This window comes from Salmonirosea aquatica (assembly GCF_009296315.1).
Lineage (GTDB): Bacteria > Bacteroidota > Bacteroidia > Cytophagales > Spirosomataceae > Salmonirosea > Salmonirosea aquatica.
Window position 1 is genome coordinate 3,729,239 of record NZ_WHLY01000002.1, and the last position, 24,366, is coordinate 3,753,604.

General features: G+C 51.4%; 21 protein-coding genes and 1 riboswitch. Of the genes, 13 read left to right on the top strand and 8 right to left on the bottom strand.

The genetic code is table 11. The features are described 5' to 3' along the window. Positions 1-92: 92 nt before the first annotated feature. The 4 genes from GBK04_RS16530 to GBK04_RS16545 all read left to right on the top strand — a co-directional run bounded on the left by GBK04_RS16530 (position 93) and on the right by GBK04_RS16545 (position 3,092). Positions 93-611, top strand: coding sequence for a DUF2975 domain-containing protein (locus GBK04_RS16530; protein WP_152761528.1), 519 nt, complete (start codon positions 93-95; stop codon positions 609-611). 2 nt (positions 612-613) lie between these two features. Continuing rightward, positions 614-838: a helix-turn-helix domain-containing protein gene (locus tag GBK04_RS16535; protein WP_152761530.1), complete on the top strand. Its 225-nt coding sequence runs from the start codon at positions 614-616 to the stop codon at positions 836-838. A 110-nt stretch (positions 839-948) separates the two neighbouring features. Next, a complete protein-coding gene (locus GBK04_RS16540; RefSeq protein ID WP_152761532.1) occupies positions 949-2,280 on the top strand; it encodes a DEAD/DEAH box helicase in 1,332 nt (443 codons plus the stop codon). A gap of 77 nt (positions 2,281-2,357) precedes the next feature. Further along, a complete protein-coding gene (locus tag GBK04_RS16545) occupies positions 2,358-3,092 on the top strand; it encodes a tetratricopeptide repeat protein (protein ID WP_152761534.1) in 735 nt (244 codons plus the stop codon). A gap of 134 nt (positions 3,093-3,226) precedes the next feature. Here the strand turns inward: GBK04_RS16545 and GBK04_RS16550 are convergent, their stop codons facing one another. Beyond that, on the bottom strand, positions 3,227-4,312 hold the full coding sequence (locus GBK04_RS16550; protein ID WP_152761536.1) for a YncE family protein: 1,086 nt from the start codon (positions 4,310-4,312) through the stop codon (positions 3,227-3,229). Then, entirely contained in the window at positions 4,309-6,186 is a 1,878-nt protein-coding gene (locus GBK04_RS16555; RefSeq protein ID WP_373331045.1) for a TonB-dependent receptor plug domain-containing protein, read from the bottom strand. Before GBK04_RS16555 ends, GBK04_RS16550 begins: the two co-directional genes overlap by 4 nt. Before the next feature lie 122 nt (positions 6,187-6,308). Then, a riboswitch (cobalamin riboswitch) is annotated at positions 6,309-6,520 on the bottom strand. Between the two features lie 165 nt (positions 6,521-6,685). Here GBK04_RS16555 and GBK04_RS16560 point away from each other — a divergent pair. Further along, a complete protein-coding gene (locus GBK04_RS16560; RefSeq protein WP_373331046.1) occupies positions 6,686-7,594 on the top strand; it encodes a DMT family transporter in 909 nt (302 codons plus the stop codon). A 366-nt stretch (positions 7,595-7,960) separates the two neighbouring features. Further along, positions 7,961-9,175: a TlpA family protein disulfide reductase gene (locus GBK04_RS16565; RefSeq protein ID WP_373331047.1), complete on the top strand. Its 1,215-nt coding sequence runs from the start codon at positions 7,961-7,963 to the stop codon at positions 9,173-9,175. 9 nt (positions 9,176-9,184) lie between these two features. On the opposite strand, the gene GBK04_RS16570 is transcribed toward GBK04_RS16565, so the two are convergent. Then, a complete protein-coding gene (locus tag GBK04_RS16570) occupies positions 9,185-9,559 on the bottom strand; it encodes a glyoxalase superfamily protein (protein WP_152761542.1) in 375 nt (124 codons plus the stop codon). Between the two features lie 161 nt (positions 9,560-9,720). Here GBK04_RS16570 and GBK04_RS16575 point away from each other — a divergent pair, with 161 nt between their 5' ends. The 6 genes from GBK04_RS16575 (at position 9,721) to GBK04_RS16595 (ending at position 17,523) form a co-directional block, all read left to right on the top strand. Continuing rightward, positions 9,721-10,647 (top strand): bifunctional helix-turn-helix transcriptional regulator/GNAT family N-acetyltransferase, encoded by a 927-nt coding sequence (locus GBK04_RS16575; RefSeq protein ID WP_373331048.1) that lies wholly within the window; start codon positions 9,721-9,723, stop codon positions 10,645-10,647. Positions 10,648-10,780: 133 nt separating this feature from the next. Continuing rightward, positions 10,781-11,902 (top strand): WD40/YVTN/BNR-like repeat-containing protein, encoded by a 1,122-nt coding sequence (locus GBK04_RS30715; RefSeq protein ID WP_373331049.1) that lies wholly within the window; start codon positions 10,781-10,783, stop codon positions 11,900-11,902. A 2-nt stretch (positions 11,903-11,904) separates the two neighbouring features. Continuing rightward, a complete protein-coding gene (locus GBK04_RS30720; RefSeq protein WP_373331050.1) occupies positions 11,905-13,953 on the top strand; it encodes a hypothetical protein in 2,049 nt (682 codons plus the stop codon). 225 nt (positions 13,954-14,178) lie between these two features. Next, complete coding sequence (locus GBK04_RS16585) at positions 14,179-14,745, top strand: thioredoxin family protein (protein ID WP_152761546.1); 567 nt, start codon at positions 14,179-14,181, stop codon at positions 14,743-14,745. A gap of 106 nt (positions 14,746-14,851) precedes the next feature. Continuing rightward, positions 14,852-16,648 (top strand): tetratricopeptide repeat-containing sensor histidine kinase, encoded by a 1,797-nt coding sequence (locus tag GBK04_RS16590; protein WP_152761548.1) that lies wholly within the window; start codon positions 14,852-14,854, stop codon positions 16,646-16,648. Between the two features lie 95 nt (positions 16,649-16,743). Next, positions 16,744-17,523 carry a response regulator gene (locus GBK04_RS16595; protein ID WP_152761550.1) on the top strand — a complete coding sequence of 260 codons (780 nt, stop codon included), beginning with the start codon at positions 16,744-16,746 and terminating at the stop codon, positions 17,521-17,523. A gap of 341 nt (positions 17,524-17,864) precedes the next feature. Here the strand turns inward: GBK04_RS16595 and prfA are convergent, their stop codons facing one another. Further along, positions 17,865-18,938 (bottom strand): peptide chain release factor 1, encoded by a 1,074-nt coding sequence (prfA, locus tag GBK04_RS16600; RefSeq protein WP_152761552.1) that lies wholly within the window; start codon positions 18,936-18,938, stop codon positions 17,865-17,867. 102 nt (positions 18,939-19,040) lie between these two features. Here prfA and GBK04_RS16605 point away from each other — a divergent pair, with 102 nt between their 5' ends. Then, positions 19,041-19,649 (top strand): hypothetical protein, encoded by a 609-nt coding sequence (locus tag GBK04_RS16605; RefSeq protein WP_373331051.1) that lies wholly within the window; start codon positions 19,041-19,043, stop codon positions 19,647-19,649. A 212-nt stretch (positions 19,650-19,861) separates the two neighbouring features. Here the strand turns inward: GBK04_RS16605 and GBK04_RS16610 are convergent, their stop codons facing one another. The 4 genes from GBK04_RS16610 to GBK04_RS16625 form a co-directional block, all read right to left on the bottom strand. Then, a complete protein-coding gene (locus tag GBK04_RS16610) occupies positions 19,862-21,343 on the bottom strand; it encodes a xylulokinase (protein WP_152761554.1) in 1,482 nt (493 codons plus the stop codon). A 102-nt stretch (positions 21,344-21,445) separates the two neighbouring features. Next, positions 21,446-22,288: an endonuclease/exonuclease/phosphatase family protein gene (locus GBK04_RS16615; RefSeq protein ID WP_152761556.1), complete on the bottom strand. Its 843-nt coding sequence runs from the start codon at positions 22,286-22,288 to the stop codon at positions 21,446-21,448. A 429-nt stretch (positions 22,289-22,717) separates the two neighbouring features. Beyond that, positions 22,718-23,194, bottom strand: coding sequence for a YybH family protein (locus GBK04_RS16620; protein ID WP_373331052.1), 477 nt, complete (start codon positions 23,192-23,194; stop codon positions 22,718-22,720). 91 nt (positions 23,195-23,285) lie between these two features. Then, positions 23,286-24,071, bottom strand: coding sequence for a helix-turn-helix domain-containing protein (locus GBK04_RS16625; RefSeq protein ID WP_152761560.1), 786 nt, complete (start codon positions 24,069-24,071; stop codon positions 23,286-23,288). Between the last annotated feature and the right edge of the window lie 295 nt (positions 24,072-24,366).

Here is a 24,366-nt window from a genome sequence, read left to right on the forward strand (position 1 = left end):
TAATTGACAATAAATAATTGTTTTTTGGTAATTATTTATTGTTTTTCAATAAATATAAAATACATTTGTAGCGAACAAAATAACTACTTACCATGAAAACAGAACAAATCTTGCCACTTCTGCGCGTGGGTGCTTGGATCGTGTACGTCGGCGCCATTGTCCAATCGGTTATGCTTCCGGTCAGTTTTGTCCTGAGCCGCCTCAGAGGTGAAAACGATTTTCAATCCCATCATTTTTGGTCGGCTCTAGGAATTGTTTCGTTGCTGTGGGCTATCTCGATTCTCCACGTGCAGGTGTGGGAAAAAGTCAAGGACATCCTGACTGAAATTAACCTGAAAAATCCGTTTACAATGTTGACGGCTCATCGACTCATCAGTACAGGGTACCTGCTGCTGTCCATCTGGATCGTCAGCTTCATCGGAAAAAACTATATACATTTCCCGCAAAAGAGCCTGACAGGTACTAACGAGTTTGTAGAAAGCTTTGATTTCGCCCTGACTGGTTTTGATGCCGATGGCGTGTACCTGCTCAACGCGGGGATCGTCTACATCATCGGGCAGATTTTTAAGCGGGGAGTCGAATTACAGCAGGAAAACGAGTTAACGATCTAGCCATGCCGATTGTAGTCAATGTAGATGTGATGATGGCGCGGCGTAAAATGTCCCTGACCGAACTGGCCGAGAAAGTGGACATCACCATGGCCAACCTGTCCATTCTGAAAACCGGCAAAGCCAAGGCCATCCGGTTTTCGACGCTGGAAGCAATATGCACGGCGCTGGATTGTCAGCCGGGCGACCTGCTCGAGTACGTTTCCGAACCCCTGGATACCGAGGCCTAGCCCGATTTTCGCCTAGGGTACCCTGCCTAGCAAGGCTTTGTTTATCAAGTATTTGAAAAAAGCCGATAGCCGATAGCCGACTGCCGACCGTCAAAGCGTACCTTTGCGGAATGGAAACCCAACCCAACTTATTCGAGCCGTTCAAACTCAACCGCCAGCTACTCAATGCCATCGAGGATGCGGGCTATACCGAACCTACCCCCATTCAGCAGCAGGCCATTCCACTGGCCATGGCGGGCCACGATGTACTAGGCATTGCTCAGACGGGTACCGGCAAAACGGCAGCCTTCGTATTGCCACTACTGATGAAGGTGAAATACGCGCAGGGCGAGCATCCGCGGGCGCTGATTCTGGCACCCACGCGCGAACTGGTGATGCAGATCGCGAAAGCAGCTACGGAACTAAGTAGCCATACCGATATTCGTATCGTGGCGCTGTACGGGGGTATTGGTCCCAAGTCTCAGATCGAGGCCGTGCGGCAGGGCGTGGATATTCTGGTCAGTACCCCACAGCGGTTTCTGGATATTTACCTGAAAGGGGAGATTACGTTGAAGCAGATCCAGACGATGGTACTCGACGAGGCCGACAAAATGCTGGACATGGGCTTTATGCCACAGATCCGGCGGATTCTGGAAGTGATTCCGCGCAAGCGGCAGAACTTGCTTTTCTCGGCTACCTTTCAGGAAAAAGTGGAAAAATTCTCGCACGAATTTCTGGAATTCCCGATGCGCGTAGAAGTGACACCACAGGCTACCACCGCCGAAATGGTGACGCAGTCGCTGTATGAGGTACCTAACTTCTTGACCAAAATCCATTTATTAGAATGGCTGTTGACCAAGTCCGAAGAACTGAACCGCGTGTTGATTTTTACGCGCAGCAAGGAGAACGCCGACAATGTGTATAAATTCCTGCTGCGGAAGGTAGTCGGAGAAGAAGATATCCGGGTGATTCATGCCAACAAGGGACAAAATACCCGCATCAACGCCATGGAAGCCTTCAAAGAAGGTAGTGTGCGCGTGCTGGTGGCCACGGATGTGGCTTCGCGCGGTATCGATGTGACGGAAGTAAGCCATGTGATCAATTTCGACGTGCCGCTTATTTACGAAGATTACGTCCATCGCATCGGGCGCACCGGCCGGGCCAATCATACCGGGGAGGCGATCACCTTTCTGACGCCGCCCGACGAGTACCATATCAAAAACATCGAAGGGTTGATCCGGCAGGAAATCCCCCGCAAGCGCTTGCCTGAGGGACTGGACGTGGTGTCGACACCTTTTGTCGAGAACCAGGACCATCTGCGTGAGATCGACCAGCAGCGCCGCCACGAAGATCCTACGTTTCAGGGTGCATTTCATGAAAAGAAGAAACCGCCCCGCACTTTTTCGCCGCCCAAACGCGATGCACGTAAGAAAAATCCCGCCAAACGCCGTACCCGTCGTTAGACAATAATTCATGTACGGTCGCGTTTCATTTTGTACGACTTTCCTGCTTTTTCAAAAGACCCTGGTTCGACCTCACTATGAAGTTTTTAGTTCGATTATCCTGCCTGTTGCTGATACCCGCCATCAGTTGGTCGCAAACGTTACAATATGCTAGTGCGACCCGCTCGCTGGATACCAACGGAGCACGTACCCTAACTCTCGCCGAACGCGAAACGATACCGTTTTTTGGCGAACAACGTAAGACCTCCGAGCAAATTGATAAGGAAATCCGGTTTTTGAGCGATTGCGACAAGATGTTCACCAACCGCGAGGAAGCGAGCAATTTCTTTGCTGCCCGCGCGTGGGAGTACGTCCAGGAAGGTCAACTTGATACCGCAGCCTACCGTTTCAACCTGGCCTATCTGCTCAATGAAAAAAACGTGGATGCCTACTGGGGACTCGGCGTCGTAAGCTACCAGAAGAACCAGCTGGAAGAAGCCGCCAGCATTTTGCGTCGGGGCGTGGAGTTGGCACCCAACAACGTGCCACTCATGGTGGATCTTTCGACCATAGAATTACGGAACTATACCCAAACGGCTAAACCGGAGGATTTGGAGGAATCCTACCGGATATTGAAGCACGCCGCTTCGCTGGACTCTACTTACTCGCTGACTTTCTTCAATCTGGCTACGGTCGAGTACTACCGCGCCGACTATCCCAAAGCCTGGGAAGCCCTGCATACCGGACGTAGGCTCAATTTTCCGCAGGTTGATTTCGAGTTTGTAAACCTCCTGCGCACCAAACTCCCCGATCCCGAAGGGTTTTTTAAGTAAGGGAACAGTTTACAATTGGCCAGGTGCTGAGTTCAATGGCCTGGGACTTTGGCCCTGGCTTAGAACAATAAAGCCCCTTCTTTCTTTGGCATCAAAAGGCTCAAGAAAGAAGGGGCTATTAATTTTAACTACTCCTATTTGAACATAAAGCCCGAGGGCGCAATGTCCACCTTGATCGAATCGACCAGCGAGCCATCGGTGCGGTAGCGTACTACGTAGCCCGCCTGTTTGTAGGAGGGGGTTACGGCTCCGTAGATCAATAACTGGAGCGGATCTACGCCCAGGCCAGAAAAAATACGATTCACGAAAGGTTTGGTCGTGTTGATTTTGGTATCGTTGATGCTGAAATAATACGTTTCTCCTTTGTTAGCATTGGAGGTAGGATCGTAGTAGGAGTAGACAAAATAAAACCCCTGACCATCGGGCGCGATGGCAAAATTAGAGGGAGTCCGGAGGGGATCACTGCCTACGGGCAAGGTAGCCTCGATGGCGAAAGTCCGGGGATTGAGCCTGACGACCGAAAAGTCGGTTTTCACCCACAATTTGCCGTTGGCATCCAGGGCAATCGGTTCGGGAAGGTTGCCAATTGTCACATTACCTTTCACGGCATCAGTGGTAGCATCGATCACCAGCAGGTCTTTGCTCTTGTTCGCATTGCCTACGTATACATCATCGCCTACTTTCACCATGCGCTCGGCACCACTGGGCGTGGGAATTTTCTTGATGACTTTGAAAGTATTCAGGTCTATGACCGCGACATAGCCGGGATTTACGAAGAAATCGGGATAGGACCCCGTAGCTCCCCAGCACGATACATAAGCCTTGGTAGGGCTTATGCCCACTACCGAGCGGGGGTTCTCGATGTCGGGCGAACCTAGGGTTGCTTCCGATTTCCAGGTACCGAAATTGATAATCTCTACATTGTCCAGCCCGGCCGTGCTGTTATCTACCAGTACGAGGGAATGCCCGCCTATCTCGGCGTAATCCTGCACACTTCCCTTGAACGAGCGCCCATTTTCCTTAAAAAACAGGTCGTTTTCGGCTACGGTCTTTTCGCGACGTAAGAAGGAAATGCTACCGTTATTGTCGAAGTAGTTGCCGGCGTTCTTGACAATGACACCCAGCTCGTACACTTCGGGAGTAGGGTCTTTTTCACGGCATGCATTAAGAAACCCCACCAGCGCCAAACCGCCCAACACTTTAAGAAACTGTCCTCTCATTTTGATTCAGAATTATAGATAAGTAAAAGATTCAACGAAAAACTGCGGCCCGGCATGGCGTTCCGCTTCACATTTAAGTATAAAATGTCAAAGATATTGTTCACCTGAGCCTGTACATTCGCCTGCCAATGACCCCGCTGCCAGGTGCTTTCGGCCAGTAGGTTGGCCAGTACATAGCCGGGTAAGTACCTTGAATTATCAAAAGTATAAAAACTCCGGGTTACGCCACGTACCTGAGCTGTCAGGCGGCTTGATCCGCGTTGGACATACGTGCTAAGGGTACCCTGGTGTAGGGGTACGTACACCAATTGCTTCCCCACCTCATCGGTGGCATAGGCATTGTAGACCCGTTCCTGCGAGGAGCGATTGAGGGCGTACCCCAGGGTAGCGCCGGTTTTCCAGGGCGCCTGGGTAGCCTGCCACTGCATTAGAGCTTCCAGGCCACGAGCTATCACCAGCTGCAGGTTTTCGACCCGGTAGTTGCGGTCGGGATTCCAGTAAGTCCAGTCGTCCACTCGGTTGTGGTAGGCCGTCAGCGAAGCAATGATTTGCTGTTCTTTTGTAGGCTGCCACGTAGTTTCCAGACCCACTTCTTTATTGAATCCGCTTTCGGGACGAATGTCGGGATTGCCCAACGTTTTCCAATAGCGTTCGTTGAGGGTAGGTACCCGGTAGCTCCGACCCAGGGAGCCTTTGGCGGTAAGTTTGTAAGCCGATTGGTCAATCAGGCGGTATTCGGTGCCCAGCGAAGGGGTAAGAGGAGGGCTGAAGCGGGTCACGAAGGCCTGCCGGACCGTAGCGGACACCAGCCAGCGCGGTATGATCTGCCAGCGGCTCAACACAAATAAGTCTGCCCGGTTTTCGGTGATGATAGGCTCTGTGTAGCCATCCACCTGCGTGCGGTAGTGGGCTACTTCGCCGCCCACGCGCAGGTTTAGTCTGGCTCCGGAGGTGCCCAATGGAAACTCCAATTCCTTTTCCAGCCGGGTCAAAAAGCGGTCGGTGCCCGTATGTTCCATAGTTTGATAGTCTCCTCCCCCAAAGTCAATCAGGTCGCGGGTCCAGGCGGTACGCCAGGTCCAGGTGTTGGTTTGATACTGAAGCATCGCGCGCCGGGATTGGGTGCGGGTGAGCTGCCGGGCATCGGGATTTTCGGGAGCGATGGTACTTTTATTGTCGGTGAACCACAGATGCGCCGACAATTGTCTGCCTTTTCTACCCGCCAGTGTCAAATCCTGCACGAGCCCCCGCTGCTCGGCGTTGGCGGGCTCTACAAAGTACCCCTGCCGCTGAGCGTACGGGTAGCGGTTGTTCATGCGCCCGTCGTAGTATAGCGTTTTGCCCGACAAGCGTAGCGTTTCCTTGATGTGGGTGCCGTAGCTGGCCCCAGCTTGCGTCTGTTGATTACCGAAGCTACCCTGCCGTCTGCCCAAAAGTACTTTCAGGCCTACGGGTTGTAGGCTGCTGCTTTCCAGCAGAATGCTTCCACCCACGGCATCGGTGCCGACCACACTGGCTGAGGAGCCGTACTGTACCGATAAACGATCGAAGCCCGCCACGGGTAGGGTCGAAAAATCAGTTTGTCCCAGATTGGGTTGATTGATATTCAGGCCATTCCATAGCACGGCCGTATGCTGGGCTGAGGTACCCCGGAACGAAACGGTGTTGAGCTGGCTGGGCCCGTAGTTCTTGAAGGCCAAAGGCGTATGGAAAGCCAGTAGATCGCTGATGTTCTGGAAGCGGAATTGCTGGAGCGTGGCCGAATCGATGCGCTGGATTTTCAGGCCCGCCATGAAACGCTCGGGGGCGAAACCCACAACGGTTACGGGAGCCAGCACGATACTGTCCCGCTGCGCAAAGGCCGCGGTGTGCAAGACTAAAACGAGAATGAGGTACGGGAGAAATGCCCGTCTAACCGCTCGTGACCACATGAAAACAAAAAGTATAAATAAAGCGATTGTCGCAACGCTACTACGGCTTTTCCTCCGAAAGCCACAACAGCGGATCATCTTCGGCAGGTCTCCTGACTCGTCTCGCGGGTTCCGGGCCTTCCCGCTCCCGGAAGGAAGCAGTGGCGAGTGGAATCGAACCAGCTGATATTATGAGACTTACAGTTGCGGGGACAGTTCCCGTTTCACACGGGATTCCCTTTTAAGCCTTAAAAACTCCTACGAAAGAGCATGAGGCACCGAAAACTTGGGCAAAGGTAGGTAAGTTAATTAAAAACGGAGAATTAAAAATTGAAAATTAGCTAATTCATTAGAAATGAGCAATGTATAATCTTTGCGCGATTCGTACCCTCCGTTCCGTCTCTCAACTTTCAATTCATTAACTACCTTTGGTTGAAGGCTATTTATTTCAAGATACGATCTTTTGAGCAATACCGCCACTTCCGAACTACCTCCCGTTTCCCAAAAGGGTATCCTCTTCATGCTGGCCGCCGTGGTATGTTTCGGTACCGTAGGTGCCATGGCTAAGTGGCTCGGCCGCGACTTCGACACCGTGGAGCTGGTGTTTTTTCGCAATCTGGTAGGGGTCGTTTTTGTGCTGGTCAGTCTGCTCAACCGACCCTTGCAGCAGACGGGAGGGCGCCCCTTCCTGCTCATTTTCCGGGGCGTGATCGGTACCCTGTCGCTCTACCTGTTCTTCTACGCCGTTCAGACTCTCGGGCTGGGCGCGGCCACTACGTACCAGTACAGCTACCCCATTTTTCTGGCCGTGCTTTCCTGGCTATTTGTAGGCGAAACGCTCAGTAGGCGCGAATGGCTGGCGGTGTTCGTGGGTTTTGCGGGTATACTGTTTGTCTTCCGCCCCGATCTCACTGCCCCACTTGGTCATCACGCCATCGGCCTCAGCAACGCGCTGTTTACGGCCATTGCCTACCTGTCCATCCGGCAGTTGAGTACCTATTACGACACGCGGGCCATTATTCTGTCGTTCATGTTGTCGGGCATTCTGATGCCCATCGTTTCCATGCTGGCCGGTGAGTACCTGGCCATTGATGGCTACGAATTCCTGATCGGGCATTTCGTCTGGCCCGTGACCTTGACTCATTGGCTAGGATTTCTGGGGCTGGGCATTATCGCCATGCTGGGACAGTACTTCCTGACCGTGGCCTTCACGTTCGATAAAGCCGGCCGCGTGGCCTCGGTGGGGTACTCCAATATTATTTTTGCCGGTCTGCTGGGCCTGTGGCTCGGCGACCCGTTCCCCGGTATGCTCACGCTGATTGGCATGGCGCTGATTATTGGCGGCGGGGTACTGGTGTCGTGGCGTGCGTAGCGTATAGGCGTATAGTAGGAATTGGCGAATGTTTTGGAGCCAACCTTAGGCCCGGCTTTTGGTGCTTCATCGATATATTTTCGTTATTTTTGTTTAGAGCGCTTCCTTGCCTGCCGATCAGATCTAATACGGTACTATATCCTAAACCAGTTCTACTTTATGAAAAAGTCAGTTAGCCTACTTCCCTGCCTGTTTTTCTTTGTTCTTGCCACCGCGCAGACGCCTACTCGGCCCTTGGAATCACCGTCTGATTACTTTAATAAATTCCAGCATTTTACCGGTCAAGAATCTTTCAATGCTGATTCTGCACTTTTTTTTGTCCGAAAACTGGCATCAAATGCACGGTACCAACCGCTTCTTGGTGATTTGATCCATAATTCGTTTGCTCAAGATTTTATTCCGGGCGATCAGCAAAATGAAGCAGATTCTGATAAAGTCAAAGCCCAAGAGATTCGCAAAGCATTACATCAGGAACTTCTGGCGAAAATGGTAGCGGACACCAACGAGCGCCTTCGCGGAACTGTGAAACCCGTATTTCTGTGGACCGAAGTGCAGAAGCACCAGGACGACAACGTGCTTCTGACAAGCCTCGTTAATGAGTTTTTAGCGCAAAAACCCGGATCCTTGCCCTATAAAAAGAATCGGATGGATCGTTACGGACTGATGATCTACCAACTCATCGCCGAAAAAGAAGCTTTGAAGCCCTTGTCGACAAAACTTTTTGCCTCCATTGAAACCAATCTTAAAAAAAATCAAATCACGGCCACGGATTCTTCTTCCCGCCTGGAACTGGATCAAAGAGCTTACTACAGGTACCTTTATGCGTATGTGAATTATCTGAAAGCCAAGGCAACTTCGGAGGCTAGTCAAAAGGAAATTTTTTTGAAAAACGCGTTCGACTATAGTCCGGATCTGATCGACAAAAACCGTCAAGCCGCCTATTTTTACGATATGATTTTTGCGCTTTCCGGGGCACAAAAGGATTCTTTCCAGGATGATTATCTGGACTTTTTAACGAATCAAGTTGAAGATAAAAATCAGGTTTTGTCTACACTCCGCAAAATGGCATTGGACAATCCCGACCACAAAATGCAATTACGGCAATACTACGAAGATCATCACGCAACGGGAAAGGATTTTGGTCAATACTGGCAGGAGGCAATCAATAGTAGTGCCAAAATAGCCCCGCCCATTTCGCTTGCTCTGCTCGACAAGGCAGTGTTTTCAACTGAAAATCTGAATGGAAAGTGGGTACTCGTCGATTTCTGGGGTACCTGGTGCGCTCCCTGCCGCAAAGAACATCCGGACATGCAAAAATTCTACGATTCTACGGTCGTAAAAAATCCCGGGAAAATTTCTTTGCTGACAGTAGCTTGTAACGATACGGAGCAAAAGGTTTTGACCTACATGGAGCAGAAGAAGTATTCGTTTCCCGTCGCGATGTCTGATAACAAAATTCAGAAAACGTACACCGTGCAAGGGTACCCTACCAAGGTTTTGATAACGCCCCAGGGGAAATATGTTACCGTACCGTTCAATGTCGATTGGGTGAGTTTTGTGAAAGATTACAGTGATTTGTAAAAAAGCGGCTCATTCTGTCAGTGCCTCACTGAACAGCAGTTTGTTCCCAAACGGATCGTTGACTTCCATCGTCAGCGCATTCCAGAAAGCCTTCTCCAGCCCCGGACGGTTGTACTTGTACTTCTTGCCGATCAGTTCGGTGTGAAATTCAGCCAGACCTGTACAGGCTACGAATACCTTGGCTCCCGGCGTGCAGTCGCCGTGGTGCTCGGTGAGGTGTAGCGTGAGGGTACCTTGGGTGATTTGCATGTAAAGGGGGGTACCTGGCTCGAAGCGGTGCGTCCAGTCTACAGTAAAACCCAACCAGTCGATATAGAATTCGTAGGCCTTGGCTTCGTCAAAAACGCGGAGCAGCGGAATGGTACGTTGAATTTGGAAAGACATGGGTTGAGTCCTAAAAGAGGTTGCATCTTGGCGGTTTGATTGATCAAAAATAGCAAAAGATGCGGGTAAATCTGCCAAGTCGGATTGCTTCTGGAAAATATAGTTGCTTTTGTCAACTATATTTTCTTTTTTTCGAAAAAACTGTTCAACTCCGATTCATCATGGCTTTACCCGTAACCCAGCAGGTCAGGTCCTTCAGCCGCTTCTACACCAATTTCCTGGGGCTGCTGAACAACCAGATTCTAGACAGCCCGCTTTCTCTTTCCGAGTCACGCATTCTTTATGAACTGGCCAAGAATGAAGGTACCACGTCCAACCAACTCGTGGCTACCCTTAGCATTGACAAGGGGTACCTTAGCCGTATTTTGAAGAAATTCGAAAAGGAGAAACTACTCCTGAAAGTACCTTCCGTCCAAGATAAACGGGTGAGAATCCTGTCCCTGTCGGCAAAGGGTGAGAAGATTTTCCGGCACATCAACGAAAAGTCGGAGCAGCAGGTTGCCGAGCGCATCGGTCATCTGACCGAAGACGCGAAGCACGAATTAGGGACTATCCTGCAAAAAACGGAACGACTGCTGGATACGCAAAGAGCCCAACCGATAACCCTGGAAGATATCGTCATCCGTACGGATCTGCGCCCCGGCGATGTGGGGTTCGTCATCATGGCACATGGCGAACTTTACCAGAAAGAATACCAGTACGGTATCAACTTCGAAACTTACGTGGCCAAAGGAATGGCCGAGTTCTACGAACGCTACGACCCCGATAGAAGCCGGGTGTGGGTTTGCGAGCATTTAGGTCGCCGGGTGGGTTTTCTACTGTTGATGGCTCGGGGAAACGCCGCTCAACTCCGCTATTTTTTTCTCTCTCCGGAGTACCGTGGCGTTGGTTTAGGAAAAAAACTGATGCAGCTATACATGGATTTCCTGCGCGAAAAGGGGTACCTATCTTCCTACCTCTGGACCACGCACGAACTATTCACCGCCGCCAGTCTGTACAAAAGAGCCGGTTTCAAGCTGGTCGAGGAAATGCCCTCAAACGCTTTCGGTAAGGTACTTACGGAGCAAAAGTATGAATTGATACTGTAGCGTGGTAGCGAGAGGGGGGTAGGTAGGCAGACGGAATTAGGTTTATGCTCCAGCTAGGCCGGTGGGCTTGATACGGCATATTGCGCCGAATTATTTAACTTGCTTTCGCCAACTTAACCTGACTACCCGATCCATGCAAAAACACTACGCCCTTACTCTTTTCGCCGTACTCCTTCTTACCACCGCTTTTGCCCAACGCGCAAGGAAAGTTAAAACATCCGAAGCACCCGCCGCCACCGTGACGCCGATGTCCGCCGACAGCCTGTACCTGGGCATGAAATGGCGCAACATCGGCCCCTTCCGGGGAGGCAGGAGTGTAGCTTCCGTGGGGGTACCCGGCAATCCCATGCTGTACTATATGGGTAGCGTGGGCGGAGGCGTGTGGAAAACCGAAGATGCAGGGCTGAGTTGGAAAAACATCACCGACGGGCAGCTGAAAACCAGTTCGGTGGGAGCCATTGCCGTAGCGGCTTCCGATCCCAATGTCATGTATGTAGGCATGGGCGAGCATCCGATCCGGGGTGTGATGACCTCCCATGGTGACGGAGTCTATAAGTCCACGGATGCGGGCAAGACCTGGAAGCACCTCGGCCTGCCCGCCTCACGGCATATCGCGGCGGTGCGCATTCATCCTCAAAATCCCGACCTGGTGTATGTCGCCGTGCAGGGCGCTGCCTACGGGGCCACCGCCGAGCGCGGCATCTACCGCTCGGCGGACGGTGGCAAGTCGTGGCAGAAAATACTGTATGTTGATGAAAACACTGGCTGCGCCGATCTGAGTATGGACGCCACTAATCCGCGCATCCTCTACGCCGGTATGTGGGATCATCGCCGCCTTCCCTGGAAAGTCGTGAGCGGGGGCCAGGGTTCGGCGTTGTACAAATCCACCGATGGGGGTGACACCTGGACCAAGCTCACGAAAGGCTTGCCCAAAACAATGGGCAAGGTGGCCGTGTCGGTATCACCTGCCAATCCTGAGCGCGTCTACGCCAACATCGAGGCCGAGGGAGAAAAAGGCGGGATTTATCGCTCCGATGATGCCGGCAAAACCTGGACCCAAACCTCCAACGCCCGCGTAACAGTGGCCCGCGCCTGGTACTACATTGAGATTGAAGCTGATCCGCAGAATGCCGATGTGGTGTACTGCATCAACGCGCCCGTGCTGAAATCCAGTGACGGCGGCAGGACTTTCAAGCCCATGGGTACCCCCACGGCGACAACCATTCGCTGTGGATCAATCCCACCAACCCCCTGAATATGATTAACTCCAACGATGGCGGAGCCAATATCACCTTCAACGGGGGCGAGTCGTGGAGTACCCAGGAGAACCAGCCTACGGCGCAATTCTACCGCGTCATTGCCGACCGGCAGTTTCCCTATTGGGTCTACGGCGGTCAGCAGGACAATACTTCGGTCATGATTGCCAGCCGCACCAACATTGCGGGGGTAGGGTGGAAGGACTGGTCGGCGGGGCCGGGCGGTGAGAGCGCTTTCATAGCCTTTGATCCTGACCGGCCCGAGCTGATTTACGGAGGATCATACCAAGGGAATATTTCGGTACTGGACAAGAAGACGGGGGAGGAAAAAGACATCATGGCTTATCCGACCATCGGCCTGGCTGAGGTACCCAAGGAGCAGAAGTACCGCTTTAACTGGAATGCGCCCATCGTGGCTTCGCCCCAAATCCCGTCGGTCGTATACCACGGAGCCAATGTGGTGCTGCGGACCAAAGATCAGGGCCATAGCTGGGACGTGATCAGTCCTGACCTCACCCGTAACGACACCACCAAACAGGAGGCCGGTGGTGGGCCTTTTACCAACGAGGGCGCGGGCGGCGAAGTGTACAATACACTGGCCTACATCGCTACTTCGCCCCACCGCTACGGGGTAGTGTGGACCGGCAGCGACTGCGGCCTCGTACACGTGACGCAGAATGACGGCCAAAGCTGGCAGAACGTCACGCCGCCCGATTTGGGTGAGTGCCTGATCAACTGCATTGAGGTATCGCCGCACGATGCGGCCACGGCTTACGTAGTAGCTACCAAATACCGTTTCAACGACTTCGCCTCCTACGTGTTCGTGACCAAGGATTATGGTAAATCCTGGAAGAAAATCGTGCAGGGCGTAGCGCCCGAGAGTTACGTACGTACGGTACGCGAGGACCCCACGCGCAAAGGCCTACTGTACGGAGGTACCGAACTGGGCATGTACCTTTCGTACGACGGAGGAGAAAATTGGGCACCCCTGCAACTGAACCTGCCCCTGACTCCCATCAACGACCTGTTCATTCGCGACAACGACCTCATTGCTGCCACGTCGGGTCGGGCGTTCTGGATTCTGGATGATCTGAGTCCGTACCAGCAGGTACAGACGCCCCTGGGTACCGAGGCCAAAGCCCGGCTGATCATGCCTGCCAAAGCCATCCGACTGGATGCGCCTTCCTCCTCCCAACCCGTCCCTGGCTATGGTCAGAACCCACCGACTGGTGTGACGGTAAGCTATTTTTTGCCAGAGAATCTGGACAGCGCTACCGTAACGCTCGACGTGATGGATGCCACCGGAAAAATAATTCGAACTTACACCAATCAGAAAGACAAGACCTACGAGAAATACGACGGCGGACCCGCGCCGAAACTGCTATTACCGAGCAAAAAAGGCCTCAATCGCCTGGCGTGGGATATGCGCCGCGAAGCGTTGCCGGGCGTCAATAAAGTCTTTGTCAACGGCGACTACCGGGGCAGCCTGGTGGGGCCGGGTACCTACACTTTGAAACTGACCACCGACAAAGACACCTCTATGACCACGGCCGTCATCCTGCCCGATCCGCGTCTGGATGCCACGATGGCCGACTTCGAAGCCCAGCAAAAAATCCTGACTCAAACCGAGGACGCCGTGCGCGAAATTCACGAAGCCGTGAACACGATGCGGAACGCAAAGCAACAAATCGAGGCCCTGCGGGCGACCTGGAAGAGCGATACAACCATGAATCAGTGGCTGGGGCAGGGAAAGGATTTGGTGAAAAAAATCACGGACTGGGAAGATAACCTGATTACCCCCAAACAGCAGACTTTTCAGGATGTCATCAACTTCCCCAATCGGCTCAACGCCGGCCTGCTGGACCTACGCGGACGCGCCAGTACCCACGATCCACGGCCTACCGCGGGGGTAGAGGACCGACTGCGCGAATTACTGGCTGAGTGGCAGATCCATAAAGCCGCCATGCAGAAAATCGTGCATGAGGATGTGGCCAAATTCAACGCCGATTACAAAGCGAAGCAATTGCCAGCAGTCTATATCAAGCCCTGAGCTGATGGCGAGCGAGAACGGCTATTGGAGATTGTCAGGGTACCCTGGTACGTTTTAGAAGATGATTTCGTTATGAAGTCAACAGAATTTTTACCCTTTGGATCAGGGCAATGGCTACTTTTTCGTAAATTCATCGTTTCAAATTAGGAAGAAACGCCGCCGAAAACCACACGCTGCGCTTTTTCACTTTTCTGTAAATTCTACTTTCTAGCTTCCAGTACCCGTATGATACGCTTATTCGTCGGTGCCGTTCTGGCCATCACCTTGATCTTTATCTTCACCGCTTTACGTTCTGAAACGGTGGTACCCCGGGTGAAACCTGCCAAAATCGAGTGGCTGACCGTAGAACAGGCTTTTGCTCTGAATCAGAATCAGCCGCGTAAGATACTCATCGATGTGTACACCGACTGGTGTGGCTGGTGCAAAGTCATGGATCGTGAAACCTACACCGATCCTAAGGTAGTGGAGTATATCAACAAAAATTACTACCCCGTGAAGTTCAACGCCGAACAGCGCGAGGAAGTAACGCTGGGAGGACAGAAATTCAAGTTCGTGCCGCAGGGCAACGGTGGTGTGCACGAGTTCGCAGCCAGCCTTTTACAAAACAAACTCAGCTACCCCAGCACGGTTTTTCTGGACGAAAAACTGCAAATGATCCAGCCCCTCCCCGGCTATCTGAAAGCCAAAGAATTCCTTGAGATCATCACGTTCTTCGGGGGGGATTTTTACAAAAGTGTTCCATTCGAGAAATTCAAGACAGAGACCTATCCGCAGCAGTTCGGAAGTGAATAAAAAAGTAACCTATCGTTATATTTTCAATTCTTTGCGACTTTGATAAGGGGAAAAATCATGTATTTTTGTCTGTTCAAATTGTCTTCTGCTAATTGACATTATCTTTATGAATAAACTTTCCCCATTTCTGGGGTACCTACTGCTCTTTGCAACCTACTCAACTGCCCCGGCCCAGGTACCTGATACTGTGGCCCGTCTCCCGAATGATTCGGTACGGGCATTGGCTATCGGTAAATTAGCGGTTGACAACGCCGTAGAGAAACGAGATTTTGCCGCCGCCGATTACCTGCTGTCGCAGGCCCGAAAAAGCAATAGTAAGCTGAAGTCCGAGTTTGTGCAGGCCCGACTTCTGCGCGATGCCGGCATCATCGAGCAGGCCCGCGAGGATAATCCATCCGCTATCCGGCACCTGCAGAAAGCCTACGAGGGGTTCAAGAAGCTTAAGAACCCCAAGATGCAGGTAGACGCCCTCACGCGCCTGGAACAGGTCTATTTCAACGAAGACGAATTTCAACTGGCCGAGAAATACGCCTTGCAGGCGCTGGGCATTTTTCAGGAAAATCCTACGCTGCCCCTCGGGATGCTGGGTGACTGTTACAACGAACTTTCGAACATCTACGGCGAAAAAGGCGATCAGCCCAAATCGCTCAAATACATTAACCTGGCGCGCGCGACTTATGAAAAAGCCGGAGAAGAGCAATCGGTTCAAACGGCGAATTTTAACTCGTCGATCGTTCTTCGTAAGATGGGACGTTTCAAGGAATCTGTCGCGCGGTTAAAAGAAGTGGAGGCCTACGCTGTTCGCACAAAAAACGACTATTATCTCGTGCATGTGTACATGAATCTGGGCAAAGGGTTTATGAAATTAGATAAGTACGCCGAAGCATTAGAGGTGAATACCAAAGCCCTCGAAATGGTACAGGCCGATAAGTCGCTGAATGAATTCAGCATCTTACAAGAAATTCACACGAATTTCCATGAAATGTATGCCGCCCTGAACGATTACAAACCGGCCTACGAGCATTTCAAGCTGGCCGAGCAATACGGCGACAGTCTGACCGATCTTGAGAAAAAACGGGAAATCGCCCGCCTTGAAACGCAGTTTGCCACCCGGCAGAAAGAAGAAAAAATTGAAGAACTCGGCGACGATAACCAGGCCAAGCAGCAGCAGCTTTTGATTCTGGCAATTTTTGTGGCGGGTATGGCGGCACTTCTGATTGGGTTGGTGTGGCAGTACCTTCGCTTGCGACGCAGTCGGGCAACTATTAGTGCGCAATCGGAGCAACTGAAACTGCTGATGAGAGAACTGCACCACCGGGTGAAAAACAACCTGGCTATCGTGTCGAGCCTACTCAAGCTACAGTCCAACCGCATCGAAGATCAGTCGGCGGCCAAGGCGGTGCGCGAAGGGCAGCAGCGCGTCGAAGCCATGTCGCTCATCCACCAACGCCTCTACCAGACCGACGACCGGCTTACTTCGATCAACATGCGGGAGTATGTCGTGGATCTGACCGAAAACCTGATGCTGGCCTATGGGTACTCGCTGGACAATTTTGACCTAAGGATCGATATTGAACAGGAGGAACTGGATGTGGATCTGGCGATTCCGGTCGGTCTGATCCTGAATGAGCTGCTTACCAATTCGTTCAAATATGCCTATCAGCACGTGCAGATTCCGATGCTTTCCGTATCGCTTACCGGAAAGCAAGGGGTTACGCTGGAAATCAAAGACAATGGTCCGGGAATCAACGAATTGCAGTGGAAGCAAAAAGGAGGTTCGTTTGGGAAACGACTCATCAAGAATCTGAGTGAACAAACCGGCGGCGAGTACCAGATATGCACGGACAATGGTACCTGTTACAAACTGCACATCGACGAGCAGGCGCTTCGGAAAGTGGCTTAACGAACCTTTGTTCCGATGATGATGAAAATGCCTGTATGCCTGGCATAGTTCTTTCACGGCCCTAGCACTTAGTCAATCTCCCAAAAAGCCAGTGTATGTCCATTCGTATTTTGCTTGTTGAAGATGAAGCCATTCTGGCAATGGAGATGAGTGAAACCCTGGAAAACGAAGGATACGAAGTGGTAGGAACGGCTAACAATGGGCGCCATGCCCTGGAAATCTTTCATCAGGAGCCCGTCGACCTGCTGATTTGCGACATCAACATCAAGGGCGATTGGGATGGCATCGAAACCGTGCAGCGCCTGATTGCCGTGCGGCCCGTGCCGGTCATCTACATGACTGCGCTTTCTGACCGCGATACCATCGAGCGTGCTAAAAGTACCTATCCGGCCGCCTATATTCCCAAACCCTACAATCTGACAAGTCTGCGCATTTCCATTGAAATGGCCATCAATAATTTTGCGCTACGCAGTCTCACGCCCGCGGCCGAAACGGGTGACTACAGCCGAGGCCCAACGTTAGAAAGCCGCGAAAGCCCAACGCGTGACTCCATTCTACGGGTCGACGATCATATTTTTGTCAAAAGCAACTACCGCTTTATAAAAATCACGCTGAGTGATATTCTGTACATGGAGGCGGACAACAATCATACGGTGATTCAGGCCAGCCAGCAGAAACTAGCCATCCGGCAGTCGCTGAGCGCGATTTTGGAGCGCCTGGCCATGCCCCGCCTGGTCCGTACGCACCGTTCCTTTGCCGTGAATCTCGACCGTGTCGACTCATTCAACGATTATGAAGTTCGGGTAGGGGAGTTTGATATTCCCTTGGGACGAAATTATAAGGAATCCTTTCTGCGCTATTTTGACTTTCGGTAACTACGTTTACCCCCCATTTTAGGTTTTCTACCAGCCGGGTAGCTCCATTAGACACTTATTGTGAGAAGTGTTTACGCTTTTCCCCTAAGTTCGGGCATTAATAGCATTCAGTAGGGCGAGCCGGCTGAAAACCCCCGTTGGCTCATCAAGCATATTACCGACTTTGCACTATACACACTCTATCTGTTTTTCGTAGCATTACCTCCCCTCCTCCAAATTGTTCCACACCATGCACTATTACTCTTACCTCGAAAAGCGTAGGAGGTACTAAGTGAAAATGGCGGAAAAGCGATCAGTCTTCTCCGCCATTTTATTTTACCCCAAGGTACCCCCTTGAATTCCTAAGCCGTTTCTCCTTCCTGCATCCGTTCGGCGTTTTCAGCAATGCGGAGTTGCTCAATAAAATCGCCAATCTCACCTTCCATCACGGTAGGTAGGTTATAGACCGTGTAGCCGATCCGGTGGTCGGTCACGCGGCTCTGGGGGTAGTTGTAGGTACGGATCTTGTCGGAGCGGTCGCCGGTGCCGACCATCGATAGCCGCTGCGAACTGATGGCGTCGTTGTGCTTTTTGAGTTCTATTTCGTAAAGGCGTGCGCGCAACACTTCCAGGGCCTTGGCTTTGTTTTTGAGCTGCGAACGCTCATCCTGGCAACTCACCACCAACCCCGACGGAATGTGTGTGAGCCGCACGGCCGAGTAGGTCGTGTTCACCGATTGTCCACCCGCACCCGAGGAGTTGAAGGTATCCACGCGCACATCGTTCATGTTGATTTCTACATCCACCTCTTCGGCCTCGGGCAGTACGGCTACCGTGGCGGCCGAAGTATGCACGCGGCCTTGTGATTCGGTGGCAGGTACCCGCTGCACGCGGTGCACGCCCGACTCGAACTTAAGCTTGCCATACACGTCCTCGCCCTCTACTTTGGCCACAATTTCCTTATAGCCGCCGTTGGTACCTTCGGTGAAATCCAGGATGGACAGCCGCCAGTTCATTTTCTCGCAAAACCGCTGGTACATGCGGAAGAGGTCGCCCGCAAAAATGGCCGCTTCATCGCCTCCGGTACCCGCCCGTACTTCCAGAATACTATTGCGGCTGTCGTTCGGATCTTTGGGAATCAGCATTTCCTTGATGGCCTTTTCCAGCACCTCTTTCTGCGGTTGCAGTTCGTTGAGTTCTTCCTTGGCCATTTCGCGCATCTCTTCGTCCTTCTCGGTGGTGATGAGTTCCTTGGCTCCGGCGATGTCTTTGAGGAGTTTCTGGTAGGCGTCGTACTGCGTCACGATCCGCTCCAGGTCTTTGTACTCTTTGCTGAGTTTGGAATAACGCTGCGCGTCCATGACCACCTCGGGCTGAATGATCTGCTGCCCTACCTCGTGAAAGCGCTCCTTTAAAGCTTCTAATTTATCCTGCATGGTATATTTGTTGCATTGGGGGACGCAAAGATACGTAATTTAGCGTCACGGCGATTTGGTAAACCAACGCGTCAGGGCTCGTGTTGTTTAATCAAAATCCGCATGATGCTACAGAAAAACTTGACTTCGTTCACGACTATGACCCAATCCACGGCCCTGCTTCTCCTTACGACACTCCTGCTGGCAGGTTGTAATACCGACAACCGGATCCAGCAGACCGCAGCCCTCAAACAGGAAATGAATGCGGCGGAAATCAAGCGCGTAACCAACCCGCAGCTGATTGCTACGGTAGACGAATGGGGAAAGGAATTGGTAGCCGAAGCCCGGAAAGCACTCGAAAAAGAACTGGGCCGTAATCCGCAACAAGCCACCGCTTTGTGTCAGGATTCACAAAAGGTACCCCTCATCGCAGCGATGGACCGTGCCTATGGAGTCAAAATCCAGCTGATGGGACCGGCTGATGTAAAAAACCAGAGCCTGGCTCCCAAAGAGCGCGAACTGCTGGATGCCTACCTGTACAACGCCGAAAACAACCTACCCCAATCCGATAATGTTCAGAAGCTGAACGACACGCTGCTCCTCTACACTGCCCCGGTTCCTCTGGAGAGTCTGATTTGTAAAACGTGCTTCAAAGACCAGCAGGTGACCTTCGCCGTATGGCGGGTACTTTTTGACCGGAAGGCAGTGATCCGGAAAATGAATGCCAAGTAGGTGAAGCAGGGGAAGATTGTTTTTTGTTGAATTGTTGAATTGTTGAATTGTTGAATTGTTGAATTGTTGAATTGTTGAATTGTTTTTTGATTTATTTGAAATCAGGTGACTGATTACCAGTAGGATATGTAAGAATTCAAGTTTCCTTTACACAAAACACAAAACACAAAACACAAAACACAAAACACAAAACACAAAACACAAAACACAAACTACCCAACTCTCAGTGAATCCTTCCAACGCCCGTAGGCCTGCTGGTACCGTTCGGCCTGCGCGGTATCCGGTTCGATGGTATGCGTAGCCGTCAGCCCCACAAACGTCTCTTCCCGGTTTTTGTAATAGCCCAGCCCCATGCCCGCGCCGCGGGCCGCGCCCTGGGCACCATCGGTGTTGTATAGCTCCACCGTCGCGCCCGAGATGCTGGCGAAGGTTTCACGGAAAATAGGACTCAGGAACATATTCGCCTCACCAGCGCGAATATTTTTGAGCGACACGCCCAGCGTTTCCATGAGCTGCATGCCGTAGTATAAGGCAAAGACGATGCCTTCCTGCGAAGCCCGAACCAGGTGGCTCAGGCCGTGGCGGTTGAATTGCAAACCTTCAAAATTGGCACCGGGATCGGCATTGCAGAGCATCCGCTCGGCTCCGTTGCCGAAGGGCAGACACAGGAGTCCGTCGGAACCAATAGGGGCCTGGGCGGCCAGGTCGTTCATATCGGCGTAGGACATACGCCGTTGCAGGATGGTGTTCCGCAGCCAGCTATTGACAATACCCGTACCATTGACGCACAGCAGCACCCCGTAGCGGGGGGTACCCAGCACGTGGTTGACGTGCAGGAAGGTATTCACGCGCGACTCCACGTCGAATTTGGACTGGTCGCTCACGCCGTAGACTACGCCCGAGGTACCTGCCGTGGCGGCGACTTCGCCCGGTTCGAGTACATTGAGCGAGAAAGCGTTGTTGGGCTGATCTCCCGCCCGGTACGTGACGGGGGTACCTTGCGCCAGGCCCAGGGCTTCGGCGGCCTGAGTCGTGAGCTCCCCCTGATCACCAAAGGTAGGAAACACCTGGGGGAGCAGGTCAGCGTCAAAACCGAAGTAATCCAGCAGGAAGCCAGCGGGTTGCTCGTCCAGAAAATCCCAGAAAATCCCTTCCGACAAACCCGAAGGCGTAGTAGCTACTTCATTCGTCATGCGAGCGGCCAGATAGTCGCCGGGTAGCATGAATTTATGAACTTTGGCGTATACCGCCGGTTCGTTCTGCTTGACCCACGCCAGCTTGGAAGCCGTAAAATTGCCGGGCGAATTCAGCAAGTGCGGCAGAGCCACTTCGGGTCCCATGGCTTCCAGGGCGGCATTGCCCACGGCAACGGCCCGGCTGTCGCACCAGATGATGGCCGGCCGCAGTACATTCATTTCTTTATCCACCACCACCAGGCCGTGCATCTGGTACGAAATCCCGATGGCTTTTACATCGGCAGGGGCGATTCCGGCTTTCTGCATGACGGCCCGGGAAGCCAGGCAGGCGTTTTGCCACCACTGCTCGGGCTGCTGCTCGGCGTAGCCGGGCTGCGGGGCGTCCATCGGCATTTCGGTTTCGGGAAAAAAAGCCGAAGCTACAACCTGGCCCGTATCGGCGGCCAGCAGGCAGGCTTTCACAGATGAACTGCCCACATCAAATCCAAGGAAATACATAAGGGTAAGGATTAAGGAAGACACAAAGGTACAATGGGGCAGCGCGACAATGCAAATGGCGGGAGAAAGGAGCCACTCCGACCCAAAAGGCTGCCTGTCCGCTTACCTCAAGATCACCTTCGCTATCACAGGTTGATGATCTGAGGGGTACCTTTGCTCTTTGGCGTCGGTCAAAACGCCGTATTTCAAGACATCAAAGTCTTTGCTCACAAAAATGTAGTCGATGCGATTGTTCATCGGGGCGTCAAACTTGAAGCTATTGAAGGTACCCTCTGGGCCGTAAGGCGGCTGCTTGGTCACATTGTGGGCATCCTGTAGCAGGGTTTGCATGGCTTTGATCTGTTCCGTTTCGGGCGTGGAGTTGAAGTCACCCACGCAAATGGCGGGGGTACTTTTGGCAATTTCTTTGATTTTCTTTACCATTAATTTGCCGGATTCCTGCCGGGCCTTCACGCCCTGATGGTCGAAGTGGACGCTGAATAAGTAAAACTGCTTCTTCGTTTTCAAATCCTGAAACTTGGCCCAGGAACAAATCCGGTTGCAGCAGACAGCATCCCAGCCCTTGCCGGGTACGTCGGGGGTTTCGCTCAGCCAGAAATCGCCGGAATCAAGTACCTTGAAGCGGTCTTTGCGGTAAAAAATCGCCGAGTGCTCGCCTGCCTGCTTGCCATCGTCGCGGCCCTTGCCCAGAAACGCAAACTCTTTCAGTTCGGCCACATCGTCCAGCTGCCCGCGCAGGGCTTCCTGGGTACCAAAGAGATCAAACTCGTGAAACTGAATCAGCGACTTCACCATTTCCTTGCGGTTGGGCCAGGCATTCACGCCATCGTTGGGGGTATTGTAGCGGAGGTTGTAGGTGGCTACGTTGATGGGCGTATTACTTTGAGAAAAGGTACCCTGCATGACGCAGAGGCTTAGGAACAGGAATACAATACTGGTTTTCATGAAAGAGTTTAGAGGTTGAAGTACTTAAACTGACTCCTGCAAAGTAAGGGAATTTGGGCGGGATGAGGGTGTTAAATTTGTTTGAAGTTGCGAGAAGCAGGGTACGTCATGACCGGAATGGGCAGTTTTCTCGCGCTCGTACCAATTTATGATAGAGACGGTTCCTCGCTGGGATACTATTTTCCCACATTTGTAACGACAACGGCCGACCGTGCGTATGCCCTCATGCGTGGCTCGCGTTAGTAACATGAAGTAGATGCTAACCCCAATTTGTAATCGGGGTTAGCGGGTTCAGGGCTTGGCGATGGAGGGGCAATAGAATTCCGTCAGCCGAACCTGGCAACAAAACCAAATTGGAAAAATGAAGTTGAGCCTTTGTTCGTCAAGCCCCACTACTACAAAACCCATGTTGGCTGCTGTGCTTGTTGTCTACTGACAAATAGTACTGTTTTGTCGTGCTATTAATTGCCACGATTTTTTATATCGTCTGTAAATATTGGTATAAGCTCTTTTGTTCAACGGCTTGCCGTCAGGCGTGGTGGCTGTTGCATCAGGTACATCCTGTCCCATTACAATTGCAATATCCTGGTTGATGGTTATTTTATCGATAACGTGTTCAATGTGCGGAGGTGTTCCTTTCATCGCTGCATTGCTTTTTTTCCACAGGGCCAAAAGCTCTATAAGCCCCTCAAACCCATGAATTTTTTGATTTGGGTTCATTACCACATAGTCGGGCGAAACATATTGATGCATAAAAAGCGTATCCTGTGTATTCATCGCTATCACGCTAAGTTCTTCTATCTTGCGAACAGCGGCTTCGTCGGCCTGGGCTTTCGCAGTGGTTTGAGCTTGACTAATTGTAGCAATGCCTACAAAAAGCATAGAGCTAATAAGTTTTTTCATCATATTTTGCATACGTTCCCACGTTGGCTAAATTATTTATCGTGTAAAGGTGCGACGGGGAACGAATTGTAGCCTAGTAAAAAATCGACATTCTTTAATAAATGATGGCATTGTCAAAGTCAAATGTGGTAGGAACGGTGTTTGTAAATTGCTTAAAATCCCGCAACAAATGCATTTGATCAAAATAGCCAACTGAATGGGTAATGTTAGTCCAGGTTTGATTGGATTCTTCTTTTTTTAACTTCATAGCCTGGTTAAACTTCAAAATCCTTTGGTACATTTTGGGGGTTACTCCGGTTCTGGCAAGAAAATTCCTTTCAAATTGGCGGTTGCTCAAACAAGCATCAGAAGCTAATTGGTCCAGCGAATATTGATATAAATGAGCCTGGTTGATTACAAAATCGATAGGCTGTTGCTTTATCCTGAGATTAGAAACCTTATTCATCAAATACTTTTCAGCATATAAAACCATTTCTTCAAAACTTGTTGAATTGATTATTTGCTCATTTAATTCTTTGATAGAGTTTCCCAAGACACAAACCGTTTCAACATGCCCGTTGGAAAACACCGATAACGGAATATCAAATAAACGATGAAAGCCACCCGTTTTAAAAATGATTTTGAACATCAAATAATCATTTGGAATAAGCATATCGACCCTTTCGGTTTGTTGACGAATGATAACCGTATCAGGTGTTTTGCTGAATTCTCCGTCTAAAAATACTGCAGGTTTGTTTTTTGGATAAAAATAAATGGCTTCCTCTGGGGTTGGAGTGTTAGAAAGCGGGTTTGGATTACCTATCGATGTGAACAAATACCAGTATTCTCTAACCAACTGTTTCAGAGCCGGGTGCGGCGTTTTTTTAAGTAGCTGGTACATCTTTATGTTTTAAAAATCAAATCAATACTATTTGTTAATTTGTCCCGGTCTGTATTTAGCAGGCAACTCTTATATCTTGTTGTGCGTAGTCTTCCGAAGGGAGACTGCGTACCATACATAGTAGGCAGTCTGAGACTGCCCTCATGCTCAAACGCTTCTTTCCATCAGAATCTCAAAGCAACCTTGCACTCGTCTCGATTTGTAATCGGGACGGTTCCCCGCTGGGATGCTATCTTCTCGCGTTTTTAACGCGAATGCCCTCATGCGCGGCTCGTGTTACAAACGGGAAGTGGAC

Coding starts and splice junctions, on each gene's coding strand:
- GBK04_RS16535 (WP_152761530.1), top strand. CDS start 614: ATGCCGATTGTAGTCAATGTAGATGTGATGATGGCGCGGCGTAAAATG.
- GBK04_RS16540 (WP_152761532.1), top strand. CDS start 949: ATGGAAACCCAACCCAACTTATTCGAGCCGTTCAAACTCAACCGCCAG.
- GBK04_RS16550 (WP_152761536.1), bottom strand. CDS start 4,312: ATGAGAGGACAGTTTCTTAAAGTGTTGGGCGGTTTGGCGCTGGTGGGG.
- GBK04_RS30720 (WP_373331050.1), top strand. CDS start 11,905: ATGATTAACTCCAACGATGGCGGAGCCAATATCACCTTCAACGGGGGC.
- GBK04_RS16575 (WP_373331048.1), top strand. CDS start 9,721: ATGGCTTTACCCGTAACCCAGCAGGTCAGGTCCTTCAGCCGCTTCTAC.
- GBK04_RS30715 (WP_373331049.1), top strand. CDS start 10,781: ATGCAAAAACACTACGCCCTTACTCTTTTCGCCGTACTCCTTCTTACC.
- GBK04_RS16610 (WP_152761554.1), bottom strand. CDS start 21,343: ATGTATTTCCTTGGATTTGATGTGGGCAGTTCATCTGTGAAAGCCTGC.
- GBK04_RS16605 (WP_373331051.1), top strand. CDS start 19,041: ATGATGCTACAGAAAAACTTGACTTCGTTCACGACTATGACCCAATCC.
- GBK04_RS16585 (WP_152761546.1), top strand. CDS start 14,179: ATGATACGCTTATTCGTCGGTGCCGTTCTGGCCATCACCTTGATCTTT.
- GBK04_RS16590 (WP_152761548.1), top strand. CDS start 14,852: ATGAATAAACTTTCCCCATTTCTGGGGTACCTACTGCTCTTTGCAACC.
- prfA (WP_152761552.1), bottom strand. CDS start 18,938: ATGCAGGATAAATTAGAAGCTTTAAAGGAGCGCTTTCACGAGGTAGGG.
- GBK04_RS16570 (WP_152761542.1), bottom strand. CDS start 9,559: ATGTCTTTCCAAATTCAACGTACCATTCCGCTGCTCCGCGTTTTTGAC.
- GBK04_RS16545 (WP_152761534.1), top strand. CDS start 2,358: ATGAAGTTTTTAGTTCGATTATCCTGCCTGTTGCTGATACCCGCCATC.
- GBK04_RS16595 (WP_152761550.1), top strand. CDS start 16,744: ATGTCCATTCGTATTTTGCTTGTTGAAGATGAAGCCATTCTGGCAATG.
- GBK04_RS16625 (WP_152761560.1), bottom strand. CDS start 24,071: ATGTACCAGCTACTTAAAAAAACGCCGCACCCGGCTCTGAAACAGTTG.
- GBK04_RS16530 (WP_152761528.1), top strand. CDS start 93: ATGAAAACAGAACAAATCTTGCCACTTCTGCGCGTGGGTGCTTGGATC.
- GBK04_RS16615 (WP_152761556.1), bottom strand. CDS start 22,288: ATGAAAACCAGTATTGTATTCCTGTTCCTAAGCCTCTGCGTCATGCAG.
- GBK04_RS16620 (WP_373331052.1), bottom strand. CDS start 23,194: ATGATGAAAAAACTTATTAGCTCTATGCTTTTTGTAGGCATTGCTACA.